Raw genomic sequence first — 18,469 nt, 5'->3', positions numbered from 1 at the left:
TCTTCCTTGAGGTTAAGCGGCTTTGCTTTCGGTCAGCGACACAACGCTGCCCTGGCACAACTCGATGATGCGCGTCGCGGCGCGGGCGGCACCTTCGCCATCCGGCGCAGCCACTTGCTGATGCGGTGCGTAATAGGTCGAAGCGCCGGTGTCTTTTTCCAGTTCGCCCTGGATCAGTTCGACGATACGATCACGGTCGTATCCGATATGCGTCGGGAAGCCCAGCAACTCCAGACGACGCAGAGCTTCCAGTTCGTGGTATTCGGACTTGGACGACAACAGGAACAGGGTCGGAATATTCATCGCCGCGATCTCAGTCACGGTGATCCAGCCCGGTGCCGAAATCAGCAGGCTGGCTTCGCGCAGCAGGCCCATCCAGTCCGGGTAGTACGGCACACAAACTACACCGTCCTGAGCCTGGATATCCTGACGGCCCAGCAACACCAGTTTCAGTTCCGGATTGCGCTCGCGCAGGATCTTGAAGCTGTCCAGATATGCGGCAAGCAATGCGTCCTTGTTCTCCGCGAACATGGTCGTGCCACTGATAGAGGCGACAATGAACGGCGAGTCGCCGAGGTTCAGTTGCTCGCGCACGTTCAAACCGGTCTGCACATTGATGTCGCGGATCATCGGCCCAACAAAATGCGCCTTGCCGCTGGCCAGCGCTTCGGCCACCGGAGTGCCCTGATCGAGGGAAGCCACGTACGGTTTGTCGGTCAGCACCAGCTGGCTCTGATTGATCATCCAGTTGAACTGGCTGTGCAGCGCGGTTCGGGCGCGGGCCATTTCCAGCGCGTTGACTTCGAAACCGCCGTCGGCCAGATCATGGTCTTCGAGCTGGCAAAGGGTGAAGTCGTAGCGCTCGGTGACGAACACCAGCGGCGTACCGCTGAAAATCGCGGCCAGGCAGGCGGCCATGTTGTAGTCCGACACCAGGGCGGTCGGCTTGTATTCGGCGATCAAGGCCAGGTAAGACAGAATCCGCTCGCCGGACAAGAAGGTATTGGCGATATAGCCGCCAATGTAATTATTCCAGTCGAGTTCTTTCGACAAGTTGCTCTTTTTCGAGTAATCGACCAAACGGCCGGCAATATCCACAACTTCAACGCCGGACTTTTCAAACATCGGCGTAAAGGTCGGCTGCAGGGAAGCCAGTGCCACGGTCAATGGCATGTCCGGGCGCTGCTTTTTAATCGCCTGAGCGATGGACAGCGCGCGCATGTTGTGACCGGAACCGGTTGGATTGGGGGCAAATAAAATCATTCTTGAATCTCCATTAGTTGAACAACGCCATGAACCACAGTGTTTTCCAATACATCCCTTATAACCACCGAGTACGGTTTGATAACGGCACCGTCACCAATATTCAGTGGACCTACCAAGATGGCGCCCTCGCCAATAACGCAACGACTTCCAATGCGCACCGGTGCCTCCTCCCAAGGCAGTGAGCGGAACGAATGATCATGAGTGGACGCGACAATCGTGACGCCTTCGGCCAGCTCGCTGAAGGCACCGATGGTCACTCCGCCGGCCGCTTCGATCACCACGCCCGGCGCCAGTCGAGCGCCAGTGCCCAGTTCAATGCCGCCCAGTTGTGACATGCCGCCCTGACGGTTGCTGCGCCCGATCAGGATGCAGTCCCGGGCGATCTCCACTGACGCCCCTCCGCGCAATTCGGCATCGATCAGGGCATCGTCGCTGATGTCCCACGTCAGGGTGTCGGGGTTCAGCGACTTGAGCCGCGCGACCGACTGCGTGGACCGATCGAGCATCGACGGCAAGCCCTGGCGCGCCCGGTCCCGGACTTTGGCCAGCACCGGTTCCGGGCTCGGCCGGCCGTCCTCGACCACAGTGCGCTGGGCAATGACCCGCGCCGGGCGACCGACGACGATTGCGTCCGGCGGCACATCCGCGGTCACCAATGCGCCAGCCGCCACCACGGCCCCGGCACCGATGGAAACACCGGCAGTCACGGTGGCCTTGGCGCCCACCCAGACATTTTCGGCAATCCGAACCGGCGACTGCGCCGTCCCCAGGCACTGGGCACCAGTGGCGAACATGCTGGACTTGCCGACCGACGCGTGCTGCAAATCGCACCTGAAGCCGATGAAGCAGTCATCGCCGATCTGCACGTTTTTCAGGCGACTGCCGGCACGCACCCAGACGTGCCGGCCAAGCTCACTTGAACTATCAACAGTCGTCGAAACTTCAATTACGTTTATGTCGTCCACAATAAAGCCTCATTCCATTGATGCCGGGCACATAAAATTCCGATAGGCGTGCGTATCCCGCAGATATAAATCCGCCAGTGCACAAATAATTAATTAACTGTTCATTTAAGGCTTCAACTCAAAGCACGCGAGACATTGCGTCCGCGCCACTTATTAACTGTCCGGTTCATTCAACTGTCATTATTCATTAACAACAGATAAAGGTTCACACTTGAGCCAAAGGCCAAGTCAGTTGTCGAGATGAGAAAAAGCCGATTCAAGTCTGTCCGTGACTCAGATGAAGCTCCGTTTTGAGGAATAGTTCTTTAGTACGAATGTTATAGTACAGACGATTTTGTTTTGCAATAGGTGTCAGAATGGTTATCTCGTTTTAGTCTAAAAATTGATTGAACTTTTATAGTGCACGCTTGTACTAAAACCGTCTGATATGCACAGCGATGGTGCACATTCGCGAGTCACGCAGACTTGCCCCCAGCGCTTACAGGCATCTGGAGGTCGACCCCAGACATTCCGACAGTACCCGCGAAAGCTACGGTGACGGCTCCAACCCCCTTTGGCCTGGAGCCGTCATGCCCGCACCTATCACCGTTCTGCGCGACACCCATCCCCTGCCCGTACTCGACGCCTGTAAATGGGAAAAACTCGAGGGCGACCCGCACACCGTCAACCTCAACGCCTACACCAGCGAAGACGGCAGCAAGATCATGGGCACGTGGATCTGCACGCCGGGCAAGTGGCGGGTGGATTACGTGAAGTGGGAGTACTGCCATTTCCAGGAAGGCTACTGCGTGATTACCCCGGACGGCATGGAGCCGATCCACCTGCGCGCCGGCGACATCTTCGTGGTCGAGCCCGGCATGAAAGGCACTTGGGAAGTCGTCGAGACCGTGCGCAAATATTTCGTGTTCGCCTGATACAAAAAAGCCGGGAAACCACCCGACGTGATTTCCCGGCAACACCTACTGCATTGGATGTGCAGACCTGTGGCGAGCACAGGCCTGACGACGATTACTGCGGCTTGCGATAGCTGTTGATGATCGCCGAGAAGTCCTTGCCCCCTTCCCCGCGCTGACTCATCGCCTGATACAACTGCTGCGCCACCGCGCCCAGCACCACTGGCTGATGGGCCTGACGCGCCGCTTCGGTGGCCAGCCCCAGATCCTTGAGCATCAGCTCGGCGCCGAAGCCCCCCGTGTAGCCGCGTGAGGCCGGCGCCGTTTCGACGATGCCCGGCCACGGGTTGTACATTTCCGAACTCCAGCAACGACCGGTCGAGCTGTTGATGATCCCGGCGAGCACCGTGGTGTCGATCCCCAGCGCATCACCCAGCGCCATCGCCTCGCTGACGCCGACCATCGAAATGGCGAGCAACAGGTTGTTGCAGATCTTGGCGATCTGGCCGGTGCCGACCTCACCGCAATGCACGATGTTGCGGCCCATCTGCGCCAGCACCGGTTGCAGGGTGGCGAACAGTTCCGGGGTAGCACCGACCATGAAGGTCAGCGTCCCGGCCGTGGCGCCGCCAGTGCCGCCGGACACCGGAGCGTCGGCCATGGCCACGCCTTGTTTGGCAGCCGCCGCCGCGACATCGCGTGCCGTCTGCGGATCGATGGTGCTGCAATCCACCGCCGGCACGCCTTTGCCGATCCCGGCGAGCACGCCGTCTTCACCGAGCCAGACGCTGCGCACATGCACCGCCGCCGGCAACATGGTGATCACCAGTTCAGCATCTTCAGCAGCTTCGCGAGCCGAAGCGCGGATGGTGCCGCCCAGTTGCTCGAGTTCCGCCAGCACGGTTTTGTTCAGGTCCACCAGGTTCAGCGAATGCCCGGCCTTGATCAGGTTGCGCGCCATCGGCGCGCCCATGTTGCCCAGCCCGATAAATGCGATTTTCATGGCCATTCCTCAACGCAGGTTGATGGTGGTGTTCACGCCGTCGTTGACGCTGTCGTCGTCGAACCAGCGCGCTGTGACCGTTTTGGTCTGGGTGTAGAACTGCACCACTTGCTTGCCGTACGGGCCGAGGTCGCCGAGTTTCGAACCGCGCGAACCGGTAAAGCTGAAGAACGGAACCGGTACCGGAATCGGGATGTTGATGCCGACCTGGCCGACGTCGATTTCAGTCTGGAACTTACGCGCCGCCGCACCGCTCTGGGTGAACAGGCACGTGCCGTTGCCGAACGGGTTGGCGTTGACCAGCGCGATGGCCTGATCGAGGGTGTCGACTTCCAGCACCACCAACACCGGGCCGAAGATTTCCTGGGTGTAGATCTGCATGTCGGTGGTGACCCCGGAGAACAGGGTCGGACCGACGAAGTTGCCGTGCTCGTAGCCCGGCACGCTGATGTCGCGACCGTCCAGTTCGAGTTTCGCGCCTTCCTTGATGCCGCTTTCGATCAGATCGAGAATTCGCGCCTTGGCCTTTTTCGAAATCACCGGGCCGACGTCGGTGCCCGGCTCGTTGCCGGCGTTGACTTTGAGTTTCTGCGCCAGCGCTTTCAGATCCGGCAGCCACTGTTTGGCCGCGCCCACCAGCACCACCACCGAAGTGGCCATGCAACGTTGACCCGCCGCACCGAAACCGGCACCGACCAAGGCATTGAGCGCTTGCTCGCGATTGGCATCCGGCAGCACCACCGCGTGGTTCTTCGCGCCCATCATCGATTGCACGCGCTTGCCGTGCTTACCGGCCAGGTCATAAACGTGAGTGCCGACGGCGGTCGAACCGACGAACGAAACCGCCTTGATGTCCTTGTGGGTGCACAGGCCGTCAACCACGTCCTTGCCACCATGAACGACGTTAAGCACACCGGCCGGAATGCCGGCTTCAATCGCCAGCTCCACCAGCAACATGGTCGACAGCGGATCCTGTTCGGATGGTTTGAGGACGAAGGTGTTGCCGCAGGCAATGGCCATCGGGAACATCCACAGCGGAATCATTGCCGGGAAGTTGAACGGGGTAATGCCGGCGCAAACGCCGATCGGTTGGCGCAGGGTGTAGGTGTCGACGCCGCCGGCGACGTTCTCGGCGAACTCGCCCATTTGCAGGCTGCCGATGGAGCAGGCGTGCTCGACCACCTCCAGGCCACGGAAAATGTCGCCTTCGGCATCGGCAATGGTCTTGCCCTGCTCGGCGCTCAGCACCACGGCGATGCGTTTGGAATGTTCGCGGATCAACGCCTGCAGCTTGAGCATGATGCGCATGCGCGCGCCAATCGGGGTCAGCTTCCAGGTCTGGAAGGCGCGCTGGGCGGCGCTGACAGCAGCGTCGACTTCAGCGGCGGTGGCGAATGGAACCTTGGCCAGAACCTGCTGGGTCGCTGGGTTGACGATGTCGTGCCACTCGGTGGTCTGCGACTCGACCCACTCGCCGTCGATCAGCAGCTTGACCTTCTGGATCGTGGTTTCGTTGGGCGTAAGCGATGCGTTCATGCTGGTCTCCAGAACTTGTTTTTATCTTAGGAGCCAAGGCGAAAGGTTCGCCTTGAGATGAGGCGTGTGTCACGAATTGGTTGTCGGACTGTTTTTGGAGTATAGATGTGCAAACTTCTAATAAGAACGCACATATAAGCCCGTCCATCATGCAAAAAAACATCACCTCTCTAGGCTCGCTGAATTGGGATGACCTCAAGTTTTTCCTTGAAGTCGCCCGTACCCGCAAGGCCAGCACGGCGGCCAAACGCCTGGCGGTGGACTACACCACCGTGTCGCGGCGAATCAGTTCGCTGGAAGCGGCGCTCGGCACTTTGCTGTTCGAAAAGTCGCGCACCAACGGTTTCGTGCTGACTGCCGAAGGCCAGCGCCTGCTGAGTTATGCCGAGTCGATCGAAAGCACGCTGCACATGGCCTGCGAGCAAGTGTCGGGCTCCGGCGTCGCACTGTCCGGGCACGTGCGGATGGGCTGCACCGAAGGTTTCGGCAGCTTCTTCATCACCCCGCAACTGAGCCACTTCGTCGACGCCTACCCGGCGATCTCGGTGGACATCCTGCCGCTGCCACACTTCATCAGCCTGTCCAAACGCGAGGCCGACATCGTCATCGCCCTCGAGCGCCCGGAACACGGGCCGTACGTGTGCTGCAAACTCTGCGACTACCGCTTGCAGCTCTACGCGACCCAGGAATACCTGGACAAACATCCGCCGATCCGCCGCCCCGCCGACCTGGGCAAGCATCAATTCATCAGTTACGTGGATGACCTGGCGTTCAGCTCGGAGCTGCTGTATCTGGCGAACGTGTTGCCCGGTGCCAGCGCCAATTTACGCAGCACCAGCGTGATTGCGCAGTTCGTGGCGGCGCAGCAGGGGCGCTCGCTGGCGATTCTGCCGTGCTTTCTCGCGGCTCAGGATCCGCGCCTGCTGCCGGTGTTGCCGGAGGAAATCGATATCACCCGGCAGTTCTGGATGTACTGCCGGGAAGACCTGCGCAAGCTCAAGCGGATCACCCTGTTGTGGGATTACATCCGTGAGGTGACCGAGCGCAATCAGGCGCTGTTGATGGGTGAAACTCGAGAGATGCAGTTCGCCGACTAATCGGCGCTGACCACGATCGACACCCGGCGGTTTTCGGTGCGGCCGGCGGCGGTATCGTTGGAGGCGACCGGTTCGCGGCTGCCGAGGCCTTGCAACTGGATGTTCTCTTCTTTCATGCCGACCGAGGTCAGCACTTTGCCGACGCTTTTCGCGCGACGCAGTGACAGCTGCTGGTTATAGGTTTCCTTGCCCGAAGCGTCGGTGTGGCCATCGACCCGCACGCGCTCGATGCCGACACCCAGCAAGGCTTTACCGATACGCTCGACGATTTCGGTACTTTGCTGATTCAGGCTTTCGACATCGCTGCCAAACAATACTTTGCCCGACAGGCCAAACTCCCAGCCGTCATCGGTCAGCTCGAAGCCTTGCTGCTTGAGAACCGCGACCTGGGCCGGCGTCAGGCCTTTTTGCGGGGCGGTCTGGCAACCGGTCAGGGCCAGCATGGCCGTCAGCAACAGAGTGGAAAACAGGCGAAAGGAAAGTGAGGACACGGGCATCAGCTCCTGGTTTGAACGGAATCGACCGGGTACTCCGTCCCGGCCGTGAATTGGGCGCCGCGCGACAAACGCTTGGCTTGATACATCGCGGCATCGGCCGCATCAAGCAAGGTGCCAGGCGTGACGCCATGATCGGGGTAAACCGCGATGCCGATACTGAGCGACGTCACGACACTGCTGTCGCCCGGCAGCGCAATCGGGGTGTCCATGCTGGCGAGGATCTTGTCGGCAATGCGTTCGGCGTCTTCGGTCTTGTGCAAGGGCGTGAGCAGAACGGCGAACTCGTCACCGCCCAGACGCGCCACCAGATCCTCTTCACGCAACTGCGCCCGCACCCGATTCGCCACCGCCACCAGCACGGCATCGCCAGCGGCATGACCGAAGTTGTCGTTGATGTCCTTGAAACGGTCGCTGTCGAGAAACAGCACCGCCACTTGCTCATTCAACTTGTGGGCATTGCGCAGAGCACGGATCAGGCGGCCTTCGAAAAAGGCCCGGTTCGGCAACCCGGTGAGGCTGTCATGGCTGGCCTGATGGGCGAGGGTTTCGTTCTCGCTCTGCAAGTGGGTTTGCCAGGATTCGAGTTCATCGAGCAGGGCATTGAAGTCGGTGCCGAGGTTGTCCAGTTCGGCAATTTTTGCCCGTGGCACCCGTCGATCCAGTGCCCGCTCGCTGCGGGCCGCATGCGCCACCGCCGCCAGGCTGTGCAACGGGCCGATGATCCTGCGCAACTGACGCTGCGCCAGGTACAGCGCGACCCAGGCGCTGATCGCCGTGCAGAGAATGATCCCCGCCAGACCGCTCAACAGAAAACGCATCAGGCTGCCACCGTGGCCGATCAGCAAGATCCGCCCGATCTCGCGATCCTGATGCTGGATCGGCAGGTTGATGGGTTTTTCCAGAATGACTCGCGCGACCTGCATCTCCAGCTCGGAAATCAGGCCGTTCTCCGGACGCTGCCAGCGCGCGAGCAATTGACCCTGAGCGTCCAGCACCTGGGCATCGGCCACTTCTTCGGTCGAGGCGATCAACGCCAGCGCTTCGGTCGCGGCGGCCTTGTCGTTGAACACCACGGCGGCTTCCACGGTGTAACTGATCGAGCGGGCGATCAAGTGCAGGTTGTGATCGGCATAGACCCGCAGCGCCAGCACCCCGAGCAGCGTCAGCGACACACTGGCCATTGCCACGGCGACCAGCGCCACAATCAGGTTGCCACGGCCGATGACCGAGCCGAGGGTCGGGCGCCCTGTGGATTTGTCGCGTCTCATGGCACCGCCGGTTTGCGGCGCGACAACTGCAGCACGCTGGGGTGAATGCGCACACCGCTACGAGCGACGGAGTCGAGATTGACCTCGAACGACACTTGTTCATCACCAACCCGCAGGCAGAACAGACTGCCGACCGTGCATTGATCGCCGCCTTCGCTGATGCTCAGCACCGGATGGCCGATCAGGGACGCGAACAGCCGGCTGCGTTCGTCTGTGGTGAGTTTGCCGATATAGACCGCGTCGCACTCGCTGACGATGGCTGGATTGTCGGCCAACAGCCGGCGCACGATGACCGGACGGCCCGTGGCCTGGGTCGTGCCCTTGACCAGGTCATCGGTGTATTCGGTCGGGCCGACGATGCACAGGCGCAACTGCGCCGGCTCTACCGGCCAGCGCGCATAACTGAGGATACCGAGGACAACCTGAGTGACGGATTTGGCCCGCTGTTCGGCCATCCCCGCAGGGGCTGGAGTCTGGGCAGCGGCCACACCCGTGAGCAAACAGAGTGCAACGGCAAGCAATGCCGGCTTGCAGACAACTACGCGCTCTGTCGCCCAGACAGCCACCTTCATGCAGGGATTCTCTTGGATCGTTACGAAATGATGCCGCAACGATAGCACAGCGCTGGAACACCAGCGATACAGCGACCTCTGACCGGTCGGTCAATAATCGTCAGTCATCCAGGCACCTTCATCCTCAAGGCGTCCTTCCTTCTTCCAGTTCCAGCATCAGTCCGCTCAAGCGCTTCACCTTGCGTTGTACTGCCTCTTCAAATACGCCATTGCGGGGTTCGATCAAGGTGAACCAGTCCTTGGCCCGGGTAATTCCGGTGTATATCAGTTCCTTGGTCAACACGGGGTTCAGGGCGTCCGGCAGGATCAGCGCGGTATGGGCAAACTCCGAGCCCTGTGACTTGTGCACGGTCATGGCGTACACGGTCTCGACATCATTGAGCCGGCTCGGCAACACGAAACGCACCCCACCGCGCCCGTCGTTACGCGGGAACGCCACGCGCAACACCGACTTACCGGCATCCGGGCCATCGCGCTCGGGCAATTTCAGGGCGATACCGATGTCACCGTTCATCAGCCCGAGGCCATAGTCGTTTCGAGTCATCAACACCGGCCGGCCTTCGTACCATTGCTGGTCGCTCTCGATCAGCCGCGCCTTGAGCAATGCATCGGTGATGCGCTGATTAAGCCCCTCAACACCCCACGGCCCTTTGCGCACTGCGCACAACAACTGGAAGGTATCGAAGGCCCGCAGGACGTCACGCGCCCAATCGACCCAACCCGGGTTCTCGAGCGGCGTTCCGCTCACCGGACGTCGATCGCGCAAAATGCTCAGATAGTGTCGATAACCGTGGGGGCCTTCGCCGTGTCCATCGAGCACCAGGTGCTCAAGTTTCCGGTCGTGCTCGTTCTGAAGTGGCAACGAAAACACATCGCCATGGGTTTTGGCATCCAGCAACTGGCGAGCCTCGTCCGAGAGTTGCTTATTCACCCGTCGCGCCAGTTGACCGATGCCGCTGCCCTCGCCGAAACGCCGTGAGTGACGCAACATCACCACTTGCTGGGCCAGCGGGTGCGAGCTGTCACTGCCTTCTTGCAAACCGCTGTCTTGCAGGGATTCGCCGCTCACCGCTTCCAGCCACTGGCGAGTCTGCGGACTGTACCAACCCGCTTCGGCATCACGGCACAAATCGCCCAGCACCGCGCCAGCCTCCACCGAGGCCAGTTGATCCTTGTCGCCCAGCAACACCAGTCGAGCATGAGGCGGCAAGGCATCGAGCAGATTGGCCATCATTTCCAGGTCGATCATGGATGCTTCATCGACCACCAGTACATCCAGTGGCAGGCGGTTACCGGCATGGTGGCGAAAGTGCCGCGTGCCGGGACGGCTGCCAAGCAGGCGGTGTACCGTGGTCACCTCGGTCGGGATTTTTTCCCGGACACTGTCAGCGACCTTCAGCGACTGCACCTGCTGACTGATGGACTCGGTCAGCCGCGCCGCCGCTTTACCGGTAGGCGCCGCGAGCCGAATGCGCAGTGGCTGATGAGCCTCGACCGCAGGTGCCTGGAGCAACGCCAGCAAACGGACCACCGTCGTCGTCTTGCCGGTGCCCGGGCCGCCCGTGATGATGCTGAAGGCACTCCGAGTAGCCAGGGCGCAGGCGAGTTTCTGCCAGTCGATGACATCCGCACGCTGGGCCGGATCGAACAGTGCGTCCAACCGCCGAGCAAGATCGGGTGGTGTCGCTTCCTGCTCCGCGAGTCGCTGACGCAGTGCGCTGTCGATACGCCGCTCGTAGGCCCAATAGCGCCGCAAGTACAAGCGTTTGCCGGACAACACCAGCGGGCGCTCCTGAGCCGACGCACCTTCGTCGGCGGCCAGTGCCACCAGCGAACTGCCGGCCAGTACATTGCACCAGTGCGCCCCGTCGAGTGTTTCAAGCAGCTGCGATGGCAGCAGCAATGCACCGGGTTGCATGTCCCCTTCCGGAGGCAAAGACAGGGCGAAATCCGGCGCCTTGAGGGTTTCAAACAGATCCAGGCACACATGTCCATGGCCGAGCTGGTGACTGGTCAATGCGGCGGCGAGCAACACCAGCGGATCGACATCGGGTGCCAATTCATGAAGAAAAGCCACGAATGCCTTGTCCAGTGCCCGCAGCCATCCGCGCTCGACCCAGCGGGTGAGCAATAGCAGCAGATCATCGGCACAGGTGAGAGGTGTCAGCTGCGCGAGGCTGTCGGCGGTCAGCGGCGTGGGCAGCAGGTCGGCGAACGTCCGATTCATAGCAATTCTCCCTGCACCCACGCGGGCTCGGCCCTGGGTTGCGGTTTACCCTGGAACATGATGTCCAGACGCTCGATCAGCTCCCGTGGTGGGCGTGCGAAGTAAACGCCACCACCAGGCGCCCGAGTTCCACGCAGAAACAGATACAACGCGCCGCCGATATGCCGGTCGTAGTCGTAATCGGCGAGCCGCGCCTTGAGCTGACGATGCAGTGCCAACAGGTACAGCACGTATTGCAGGTCGTAACGGTTGTCGAGAATTGACTGCTCCATGGCCCGTTCGGTGTACGCGGCGTCATCGACGCCCAGCCAGTTGGATTTGTAATCGGCCACGTAGTACCGGCCCTCATGCTCGAACGTCAGGTCGATAAAGCCTTTGAACATACCATTGAGCTGCACCGCTTCGGCGCCGACCCGGGCCACACCGTTGTGAGTGAATTGAAGCACCTGTTCGTCGAGCTTGAGCACGTCGACCTTGTGGCTGGCGAACCAGAACTCCATCTCGACCCGATATTGCTTCAATTGCTCAAGCACCACTGGCGGTTGGTCGAGGCCCGCAGGCAGTGGCAGTTTGAGCAAGTGTTGCAACCAGTCGCCGAGGGTGGTGATCCAGCCCTCCCAGCCCCGTCGATTGCAACGCCGGGCGATCGCATCATCGAGCGACTCGCGGGTGACCGCGAAGCCCTCCTCACCCGCCCACTCGAGCAAACCGTGAAGAAACGTTCCCGGATTCGGTCCACGAGGGAAACGGTGAATATCAGCTCCGCCGGCGATGATCTCGCGCGGTGCTTCAGGATCGAGGCGTTCGTCGTCGAACAGCTTTTGCGCTTGCGGACTGTCGGGGGCTTCGTCGTTGCCAACGCTCAGCACGTCACTGATGCGCAAGGCACTGTACGAAGCGATCCACCAGTTCTCGCTGGCCCTGCGGCTCGGTAAAAGGGTGGCACGCAAAGTGGCTTCGTTACGCGGAGGCTGGTAAACCTCGCTGGTGGCTTCTGGCATTTCAACAACGCTCAGCGCCGAACAATCCTGTTGCAGATCGTCCAGCCAGCGGGCCAATCCGCTGGATTCGTTCAACGTTACGCCGCCGCCCAACAGATAGCCCAGTGCAGAAAGGTGCAGCACCGAGCTGCTGTGGTTGCCGCGCTTGAGATCCGTCACCCCAAGCCAGCAAGCGTGTTGTGCGCGGGTCAGCGCGACGTAGAGCAAACGCAGATCCTCTGCCAGGCGTTCGGTGTCCGCCACAGCGATCAGTTCCGCGTCGGGCTTCAGGCTGATGCGAGCCTTGCCGGATTCATCGTGGTAGTGCAGCGGCAATCGACTGCCATCTACCGGTTTAGCCGAGCAGATGAAAGGCAGGAACACCAACGGGTACTCAAGCCCCTTGGACTTGTGAATGGTCACGACCTTGACCAGTTGTTCGTCGCTTTCAAGACGCAGGATCTGCTCTTCACCGGCCTGGCCGGACAGGGCCAAATGCTCGGCCAGATGGCGGATCAGTGCCTGCTCACCATCGAGTTCCGACGCGGCCTGTTGCAACAACTCCGACAGGTGCAACAGGTTGGTCAGCACCCGCTCACCATCACTGCGGGCAATGAGCATCTGCGGCAGTTGAAAGTCGTGCAGCAGGCGCCGCAACATCGGCAGCACCCCTTGCTTGCGCCACAGTTCACGATAACCGCGGAACTGCATGACCCGGGTTTCCCAGACCAGTTCGTCCTGATTCAGACGCTCCAGTTCAGCCAGTGGCAGATTCAGCGTGATGCACGCCAGCGCCGCTTTCAGGGAGCGCTCGACATCCGGCTCGGCGCACGCCTTGAGCCACGACAACAGGTCATGGGCTTCCTGTGCGGCAAAGACCGAGTCCTTGTCCGACAGATAAACGCTGCGGACTCCACGCGCTGCGAGCTCACCGCATATCGCCTGCGCCTCTTTACCGTCGCGCACCAGGATCGCAATGTCCGCTGGCCGCAGTCCACGCCAATCCTTGCCCTCCTGCGCAAACCCGACGCGACCGGTCTGCCCGCCATTGAGCAGGGCTGTGATCTCACTGGCGCAGGCTGCCGCCAACTGCTGGCGATAAACTGCCCCGGACAGTGGCTTGTCGGTAGATAGATGCCAGATGTTCAGCGCCGGTACGTCCAGCCCGGCTACCTGCAAATGTTCTTTGCGTCCCTGCGCCTCTACAGGCTGGAACGGCACCGGGTTATCGCCGTTTTTCTCTCGGAACAGAAACGCCCCGCGCCCTTGCTCACGGGCCTCGGCACGCTCGAACACATGGTTGACCGCACGGACCATCCCGTGACTGGAACGGAAGTTGGTGCCCAGGGTATGCAGGCGTCCGGTTGTGGCCTGGCGGGCTCGCAGATAGGTGTAGATATCCGCGCCACGGAAGGCATAGATCGCCTGCTTGGGGTCGCCAATCAGGAACAGCCCGGTCTCGGGGTTATTCTCTTCAATGCGATAGATGCTTTCGAAAATCCGGTACTGCACCGGATCCGTGTCCTGGAATTCATCGATCAAAGCTACGGGGAACTGCTCGCGAATAAGCGTGGCGAGACGCTCCCCACCGTCGGACTGCAAAGCCGCATCCAGACGCAGCAGCATGTCGTCGAAACCCATTTCGGCTCGACGGCGCTTCTCATCTTCAAAGCGAGCACCGACCCATTTGGCAGCATGCTGCAGCACCGCCGCATCAGGCGTCGGCAAATTGTCGAGACTCGACTTGAGCACAGGCATGGCATCCAGGCCCGGGTGACTCGGCGGCTCGCCTTTCCAGGCTTCAGCCATGCCCTCCGGTGTGAGCCGGGCGAACCCGGTGCCGATATCCAATTGTTCGAGCGTCTCGTCCTCAGCCCAGGCCTTGAGCTTTTCAAACCAGGGTTCGAAATAGCGGGCCTGCATCTTGCGCCCATCCACCATTTTGTTGGCGACACCCTGATGGCAGATAGCGAGCAACTCATCGGACCACTGCCGCCATGGTCCCTTCAACTCCACCAATGCCGCACGGCGTTCCTGCAGGCATTCTTCGATCAGTTCGGATGGCGTCTGGTCTGAGTTCCCTTCGCGCTCGGTGCCAAACAGCCCCCGTACACGCGGCAACAGGGCCGCCGGCCCTCCCCAGTGACTGCGGACCCAGCTCAAGGCGTCGCCCTGCATCGGGTAGCAGAACAGCCGCCAATAATCGCGCAACACTTCGCCGAGCAGGTCGCTGTGATCGGTTTCCAGGGTCTGGGTAAACAGACTGCCGCTGTCGAACGCATGCTCGCGCAGCATTCGCTGACACCAACTGTGGATCGTCGAGACCGCGGCCTCGTCCATCCATTGCGCAGCGATGTCCAGGCGATTGGCGCAGCCGGGCCATTGTTGCGGATCGAACTGTGCACGCAGTTCATCGATCAACGCATCGGGGGGCGGTGTCTCGTCACGGAAGAAGCGGGCCGCCTCAGCCAGGCGTGTACGTATACGCTCGCGCAACTCCTTGGTCGCCGCATCGGTGAAGGTCACCACGAGAATCTGCGGGGGCAACAGCTCACGACCGAAACCACTCGCCTCGCCTCCGTGGCCGAGGATCAACCGCAGATACAACGCCGAAATGGTAAACGTCTTGCCAGTGCCCGCGCTGGCTTCGATCAGTTGGCTGCCCCTTAACGGGAATGCCAGCGCGAGCGGCTGTTGATTGCTCATGCGCCTGCCTCCTCATGGGTCCATGTGCGCCACCCCGCCTCAAGCAAGGGGCGATACAGTGCATCACACCAACCTGAGAAGGTTTCATCCGCCTGCAGTGCATCATAGTCGGCGAATTGTCGGGCCAGAGCCGGGCTTTCGCGACGTTCACCTTCGCTGGTCTGACCATCCCCTTCATAGGCTTTACGGGCAGCCGCTTCAGCCTTGACCGGATCGGTCTGTGCCAGCCACGCAAAAGCCGTTTTCACCGCGACCGGCAGCGGCTGGCGCATGCCCGTCTGCCAGGCGAGCAGCAGATCCTCAAGAACTCGCCCCGCTCGGGTTGGTTCCAGAGGATCAAGAAGGAGCGTGTCATCACTGGCCACCAGTGCGGTCGTCAGGGAAAGCCCACTGGCACACGCGACAAGGTGACTGACCCATGATTTGGTCATGCGATGCCATTTGCGGCTCTTGATCGAGCCTATGCTGTTGGGGATCGTCGTGACCGACAGCACGCCGCCATCGGCGCGCCGGTGCAAACCGCCCAGCCATCCCTCCAGACGCAGTTCCTGCCATTCAAAATTGACCGGTAGCGCGTTGGTCAATGGCATTGGCCATAACGCCAACAGCTGTTGATAGCGTTGCAACAAGTCTGGCAAAGGTTCGATCAGCTCTCGCTGAAGGCACTCACCGAATCCGGCCATGGGCAACAGTCCGCTGTTTTGCAGGCGACGGGCCTGAGACTCGAGTGCCTGACCAACATTGTCCGGGTGTCTCAAGGCGGCCCCGAGCAAGCTGTCGCTGAGCATGTATCGCTGCAACGCATCCAGCACAAAGGGTTCCTCGTCAGCCTGAGGTACCTGCGCCGCTTCGAAGTAAACCTTGAGTCGCTGAGTGAAAAAGTGTCGGACCGGATTGCGCAGGAAGTCCTGCAACAGCTCCAGGCTCAACGGCTCCTCCTGGACATGCGGGTCAAGCATTGTTACGACGTCGTTCCGTTCGTGACGTTGATGCAGCACCTGCCATTCGCTGGCGTAGCTGAACAATTTGTCTTCGTCGTGGAAGTAGCGCGAACTGAATGGCTGCAACGGATGCTCCTGGGTCATGGCAATCAGGAGATCCTCGTTGTCGTCAGCCGATCGCCATCCATTGGCGAGATGATCGCGCAACTGGCCGATCAACACAGAGGCTGGCCGATCACTGTTGTCGCGAATGCTGCGACCGACCCAACTGATGTAGAGCTGATGACGAGCGGACAAGAGTGCCTCTAGCAGAAGATAACGATCATCCTCACGACGGGAACGATCTCCCGGCCGGTAGTCGCTGCCCATGAGATCGAAGTCCAACGGTGGTTGAGCGCGTGGATAATCGCCATCGTTCATGCCCAACAGACAAACCAGTCTGAACGGAATCGCGCGCATCGGCATCAGCGTGCAAAAGTTAACGGCTCCGGCCAGAAAGCGCTGCGACAGACGCCCCTGATCCAGCCCTGCCAGCCAGGCCTCACGGACGACGGTCAGTGGCAGCTCGTCCAGCAGACCGACGGCTTCGCAGGTTTCCAGCCAGGTTTCGCGCAACTCCTCGAGTTGAGCCAGCAGGTAGTCGTCATGCTCGTCTTCGGGTTTGAAAAAAAGCTGCATCAACGCCTGAAGCCGATACCCCCACTCCTGTGGCTGTGCAGGCCTCATCAGTTGCTGATACGAGAGTTCCAGTGCATCCAGCAATGCTACCAACGGGCCGATCAGCGCGGCATCGAGACCACCGATTTCGTCGTACGGCTCGATATCCCCACAGGCGCCGGAACTGCCGACGGCATAACCGAGCAGCATCCGGCGCAAGCCAAAGCGCCAACTGTTTTGCTCCAACTCGTCGGGCAATCCCAGCTCGGCACGTTGCCCGGCATCGATGCCCCAACGCACCCCAGCCCCCTCGATCCAGCGATGCAGGGTCGGCAAGTCTCGCTCCTGCACACCAAACCTGGCGCGTAACGCAGGAACGTCGAGCAAGTCGAGGATCTCACTGACGGGAAAACGGCTATCCGGCAGCTTGAGCAGATGCTCGACCGCGATCAGCAATGGATCTCGTCCGCGTTGCCCCTGATCGGCCATGGTGAAGGGAATGAAGCGTGGGTCATGACGATCCAGCTGACCAAAGACGGCGCGGATATGCGGCGCATAGCTATCGATGTCAGGCACCATCACGATCACGTCGCGCGGGCGTAATTGAGGGTTGGCACTGAAACGTGCCAGCAACTGGTCGTGGAGAATCTCCACTTCGCGCTGGGCGCTATGGGCAATATGAAAGCGGATCGAATCGTCTTGAGTCAGATCGACTGCCGGCCAGCGCGCTCGAGTCTCGCTGAGTGGCCGCAGTTCCAGAATATCGTCCTGTAACTGATTGAGCATGTTCTCCGGCTGGGTTTCGCTGAACAGATCGATACGCCCGTTACGAAATGCTGCGCGATAGCTGTCAGGCTCGTCGTAGCTGTCGAGAAGGTTGATGTAATCACGACCTTGCTTACCCCATGCAGCGAGGAGCGGGTGAGCATGTTGGTGGAGTGATTCCGAGTCCAGCACCACAGGCATGCCGTTTTTGCGGGCTTGTCGCTTGTACTGATGACGTAGTAGATCCTTGTCGGCAACGATATCGGCCCAGTGATAACGACAGGGGTTATGGACGCACAACAAAACCTGGCTGAAACGGGAAAGCCCGGCCAACGCTTCCAGTACTTGTGCGGGCAACGAGGAAATTCCAAAAACGATCACTCGCTGGGGAAGTCCGGACGGTGCGCTTTCAAGACTGTTGATGCGCTCCATGAATCGCTGGTGCACGCCTGCCCGACTTTGGGCCATGCCTTGCTCGCCCACATCGTCCAGCAGGGCGCGCCACAACTCTGCCTGCCAGCAACTGGACGCTGGGAGCGGCTTCGCTTCACCTCTTACATTGCGAAGCTGATGATGCCCCTCTGCCCAGTCCTCAAGCCAATCAGCGCGGTAAACCTGATATTGGTCGAAGAGGTCAGCCAAGCGTTCGGACAACTGGTAACGCTTGCGCAGATCGGTGTCATGGGTGAGAAAGCGTTGCAGCGGTTCGAAATGCGGCCGGTTGATGACCTGTGGCAACAGGCGCATCAGACGCCAGGTCAACGGTGCCTTGTCGAGCAGCGACTTTGCCGGAATTTCCTCTCGGCCCAGCACCATCCGGTAAAGCTGCCACATGAAACTGCCCGGCAGTTGCACATCAATTGCGGCGGCGATACCACAGCCGCCTAAGTCGTCTGCTTCAGGATCCTCAGCCAGTGCCAGCTTGAGCCATTGAGCGATGCCGTTGCTCTGTACGAGTGCAATTTCGTTCTCCAAGGGAGCCAGTGGATAACGCCTCATGATGCTGATCACAAGGCTGCGCAGTTCATCCAGGCTATTGCTCTGAACGACCATGAATGCAGCGTTGAGGGACTGGGTGTCCGGCATGAAGGCTTCC

At 60.5% G+C, this 18,469-nt stretch carries 12 protein-coding genes; 2 read left to right on the top strand and 10 right to left on the bottom strand.

From position 1 onward, the window contains the following. Positions 1-12: 12 nt before the first annotated feature. Complete coding sequence (locus PDR5_RS03580) at positions 13-1,263, bottom strand: hypothetical protein (protein ID WP_064593295.1); 1,251 nt, start codon at positions 1,261-1,263, stop codon at positions 13-15. Continuing rightward, the gene (locus PDR5_RS03575) at positions 1,260-2,159 is read right to left on the bottom strand and encodes an acyltransferase (RefSeq protein WP_237233792.1); all 900 of its coding nucleotides are present in this window, start codon (positions 2,157-2,159) and stop codon (positions 1,260-1,262) included. The genes PDR5_RS03580 and PDR5_RS03575 overlap by 4 nt, the downstream gene beginning before the upstream one ends. Before the next feature lie 641 nt (positions 2,160-2,800). Here PDR5_RS03575 and PDR5_RS03570 point away from each other — a divergent pair. After that, on the top strand, positions 2,801-3,145 hold the full coding sequence (locus PDR5_RS03570) for a cupin domain-containing protein (RefSeq protein ID WP_007953863.1): 345 nt from the start codon (positions 2,801-2,803) through the stop codon (positions 3,143-3,145). A gap of 94 nt (positions 3,146-3,239) precedes the next feature. Here the strand turns inward: PDR5_RS03570 and mmsB are convergent, their stop codons facing one another. Both mmsB and PDR5_RS03560 read right to left on the bottom strand, forming a co-directional pair. Continuing rightward, positions 3,240-4,127 carry a 3-hydroxyisobutyrate dehydrogenase gene (mmsB, locus tag PDR5_RS03565; RefSeq protein WP_039772935.1) on the bottom strand — a complete coding sequence of 296 codons (888 nt, stop codon included), beginning with the start codon at positions 4,125-4,127 and terminating at the stop codon, positions 3,240-3,242. Positions 4,128-4,136: 9 nt separating this feature from the next. Beyond that, positions 4,137-5,663, bottom strand: a complete 1,527-nt coding sequence (locus tag PDR5_RS03560) for a CoA-acylating methylmalonate-semialdehyde dehydrogenase (protein WP_064593293.1) — start codon at positions 5,661-5,663, stop codon at positions 4,137-4,139. Positions 5,664-5,812: 149 nt separating this feature from the next. Here PDR5_RS03560 and PDR5_RS03555 point away from each other — a divergent pair, with 149 nt between their 5' ends. Then, positions 5,813-6,760 carry a LysR family transcriptional regulator gene (locus PDR5_RS03555; RefSeq protein ID WP_064593292.1) on the top strand — a complete coding sequence of 316 codons (948 nt, stop codon included), beginning with the start codon at positions 5,813-5,815 and terminating at the stop codon, positions 6,758-6,760. On the opposite strand, the gene PDR5_RS03550 is transcribed toward PDR5_RS03555, so the two are convergent. From PDR5_RS03550 to recC, 6 genes are all read right to left on the bottom strand, one after another. Further along, positions 6,757-7,257 (bottom strand): OmpA family protein, encoded by a 501-nt coding sequence (locus PDR5_RS03550; RefSeq protein WP_064593291.1) that lies wholly within the window; start codon positions 7,255-7,257, stop codon positions 6,757-6,759. The two genes, PDR5_RS03555 and PDR5_RS03550, sit on opposite strands and share 4 nt — an antisense overlap. Beyond that, a complete protein-coding gene (locus tag PDR5_RS03545) occupies positions 7,257-8,525 on the bottom strand; it encodes a diguanylate cyclase domain-containing protein (RefSeq protein WP_064593290.1) in 1,269 nt (422 codons plus the stop codon). Before PDR5_RS03545 ends, PDR5_RS03550 begins: the two co-directional genes overlap by 1 nt. Then, the gene (locus PDR5_RS03540) at positions 8,522-9,097 is read right to left on the bottom strand and encodes a YfiR family protein (RefSeq protein WP_064593289.1); all 576 of its coding nucleotides are present in this window, start codon (positions 9,095-9,097) and stop codon (positions 8,522-8,524) included. The genes PDR5_RS03545 and PDR5_RS03540 overlap by 4 nt, the downstream gene beginning before the upstream one ends. Positions 9,098-9,221: 124 nt before the next feature. Continuing rightward, positions 9,222-11,324, bottom strand: coding sequence for an exodeoxyribonuclease V subunit alpha (recD, locus tag PDR5_RS03535; RefSeq protein WP_064593288.1), 2,103 nt, complete (start codon positions 11,322-11,324; stop codon positions 9,222-9,224). Continuing rightward, positions 11,321-15,010 carry an exodeoxyribonuclease V subunit beta gene (gene recB / locus PDR5_RS03530; RefSeq protein ID WP_064593287.1) on the bottom strand — a complete coding sequence of 1,230 codons (3,690 nt, stop codon included), beginning with the start codon at positions 15,008-15,010 and terminating at the stop codon, positions 11,321-11,323. Before recB ends, recD begins: the two co-directional genes overlap by 4 nt. After that, a complete protein-coding gene (gene recC / locus PDR5_RS03525; RefSeq protein ID WP_064593286.1) occupies positions 15,007-18,459 on the bottom strand; it encodes an exodeoxyribonuclease V subunit gamma in 3,453 nt (1,150 codons plus the stop codon). Before recC ends, recB begins: the two co-directional genes overlap by 4 nt. Positions 18,460-18,469 lie beyond the last annotated feature (10 nt).

Origin of the sequence: Pseudomonas sp. DR 5-09, assembly GCF_001655595.1 — a bacterium.
Classification (GTDB): Bacteria; Pseudomonadota; Gammaproteobacteria; order Pseudomonadales; family Pseudomonadaceae; genus Aquipseudomonas; species Aquipseudomonas pharyngis.
This window is presented reverse-complemented; position numbering and strand designations above follow the sequence as displayed.

Excerpts from the sequence above, each read along its gene's own strand:
- PDR5_RS03540 (WP_064593289.1), bottom strand. The coding sequence starts at position 9,097 with ATGAAGGTGGCTGTCTGGGCGACAGAGCGCGTAGTTGTCTGCAAGCCG.
- PDR5_RS03555 (WP_064593292.1), top strand. The coding sequence starts at position 5,813 with ATGCAAAAAAACATCACCTCTCTAGGCTCGCTGAATTGGGATGACCTC.
- PDR5_RS03545 (WP_064593290.1), bottom strand. The coding sequence starts at position 8,525 with ATGAGACGCGACAAATCCACAGGGCGCCCGACCCTCGGCTCGGTCATC.
- PDR5_RS03560 (WP_064593293.1), bottom strand. The coding sequence starts at position 5,663 with ATGAACGCATCGCTTACGCCCAACGAAACCACGATCCAGAAGGTCAAG.
- PDR5_RS03550 (WP_064593291.1), bottom strand. The coding sequence starts at position 7,257 with ATGCCCGTGTCCTCACTTTCCTTTCGCCTGTTTTCCACTCTGTTGCTG.
- recC (WP_064593286.1), bottom strand. The coding sequence starts at position 18,459 with ATGCCGGACACCCAGTCCCTCAACGCTGCATTCATGGTCGTTCAGAGC.
- recD (WP_064593288.1), bottom strand. The coding sequence starts at position 11,324 with ATGAATCGGACGTTCGCCGACCTGCTGCCCACGCCGCTGACCGCCGAC.
- mmsB (WP_039772935.1), bottom strand. The coding sequence starts at position 4,127 with ATGAAAATCGCATTTATCGGGCTGGGCAACATGGGCGCGCCGATGGCG.
- PDR5_RS03570 (WP_007953863.1), top strand. The coding sequence starts at position 2,801 with ATGCCCGCACCTATCACCGTTCTGCGCGACACCCATCCCCTGCCCGTA.
- recB (WP_064593287.1), bottom strand. The coding sequence starts at position 15,010 with ATGAGCAATCAACAGCCGCTCGCGCTGGCATTCCCGTTAAGGGGCAGC.
- PDR5_RS03580 (WP_064593295.1), bottom strand. The coding sequence starts at position 1,263 with ATGATTTTATTTGCCCCCAATCCAACCGGTTCCGGTCACAACATGCGC.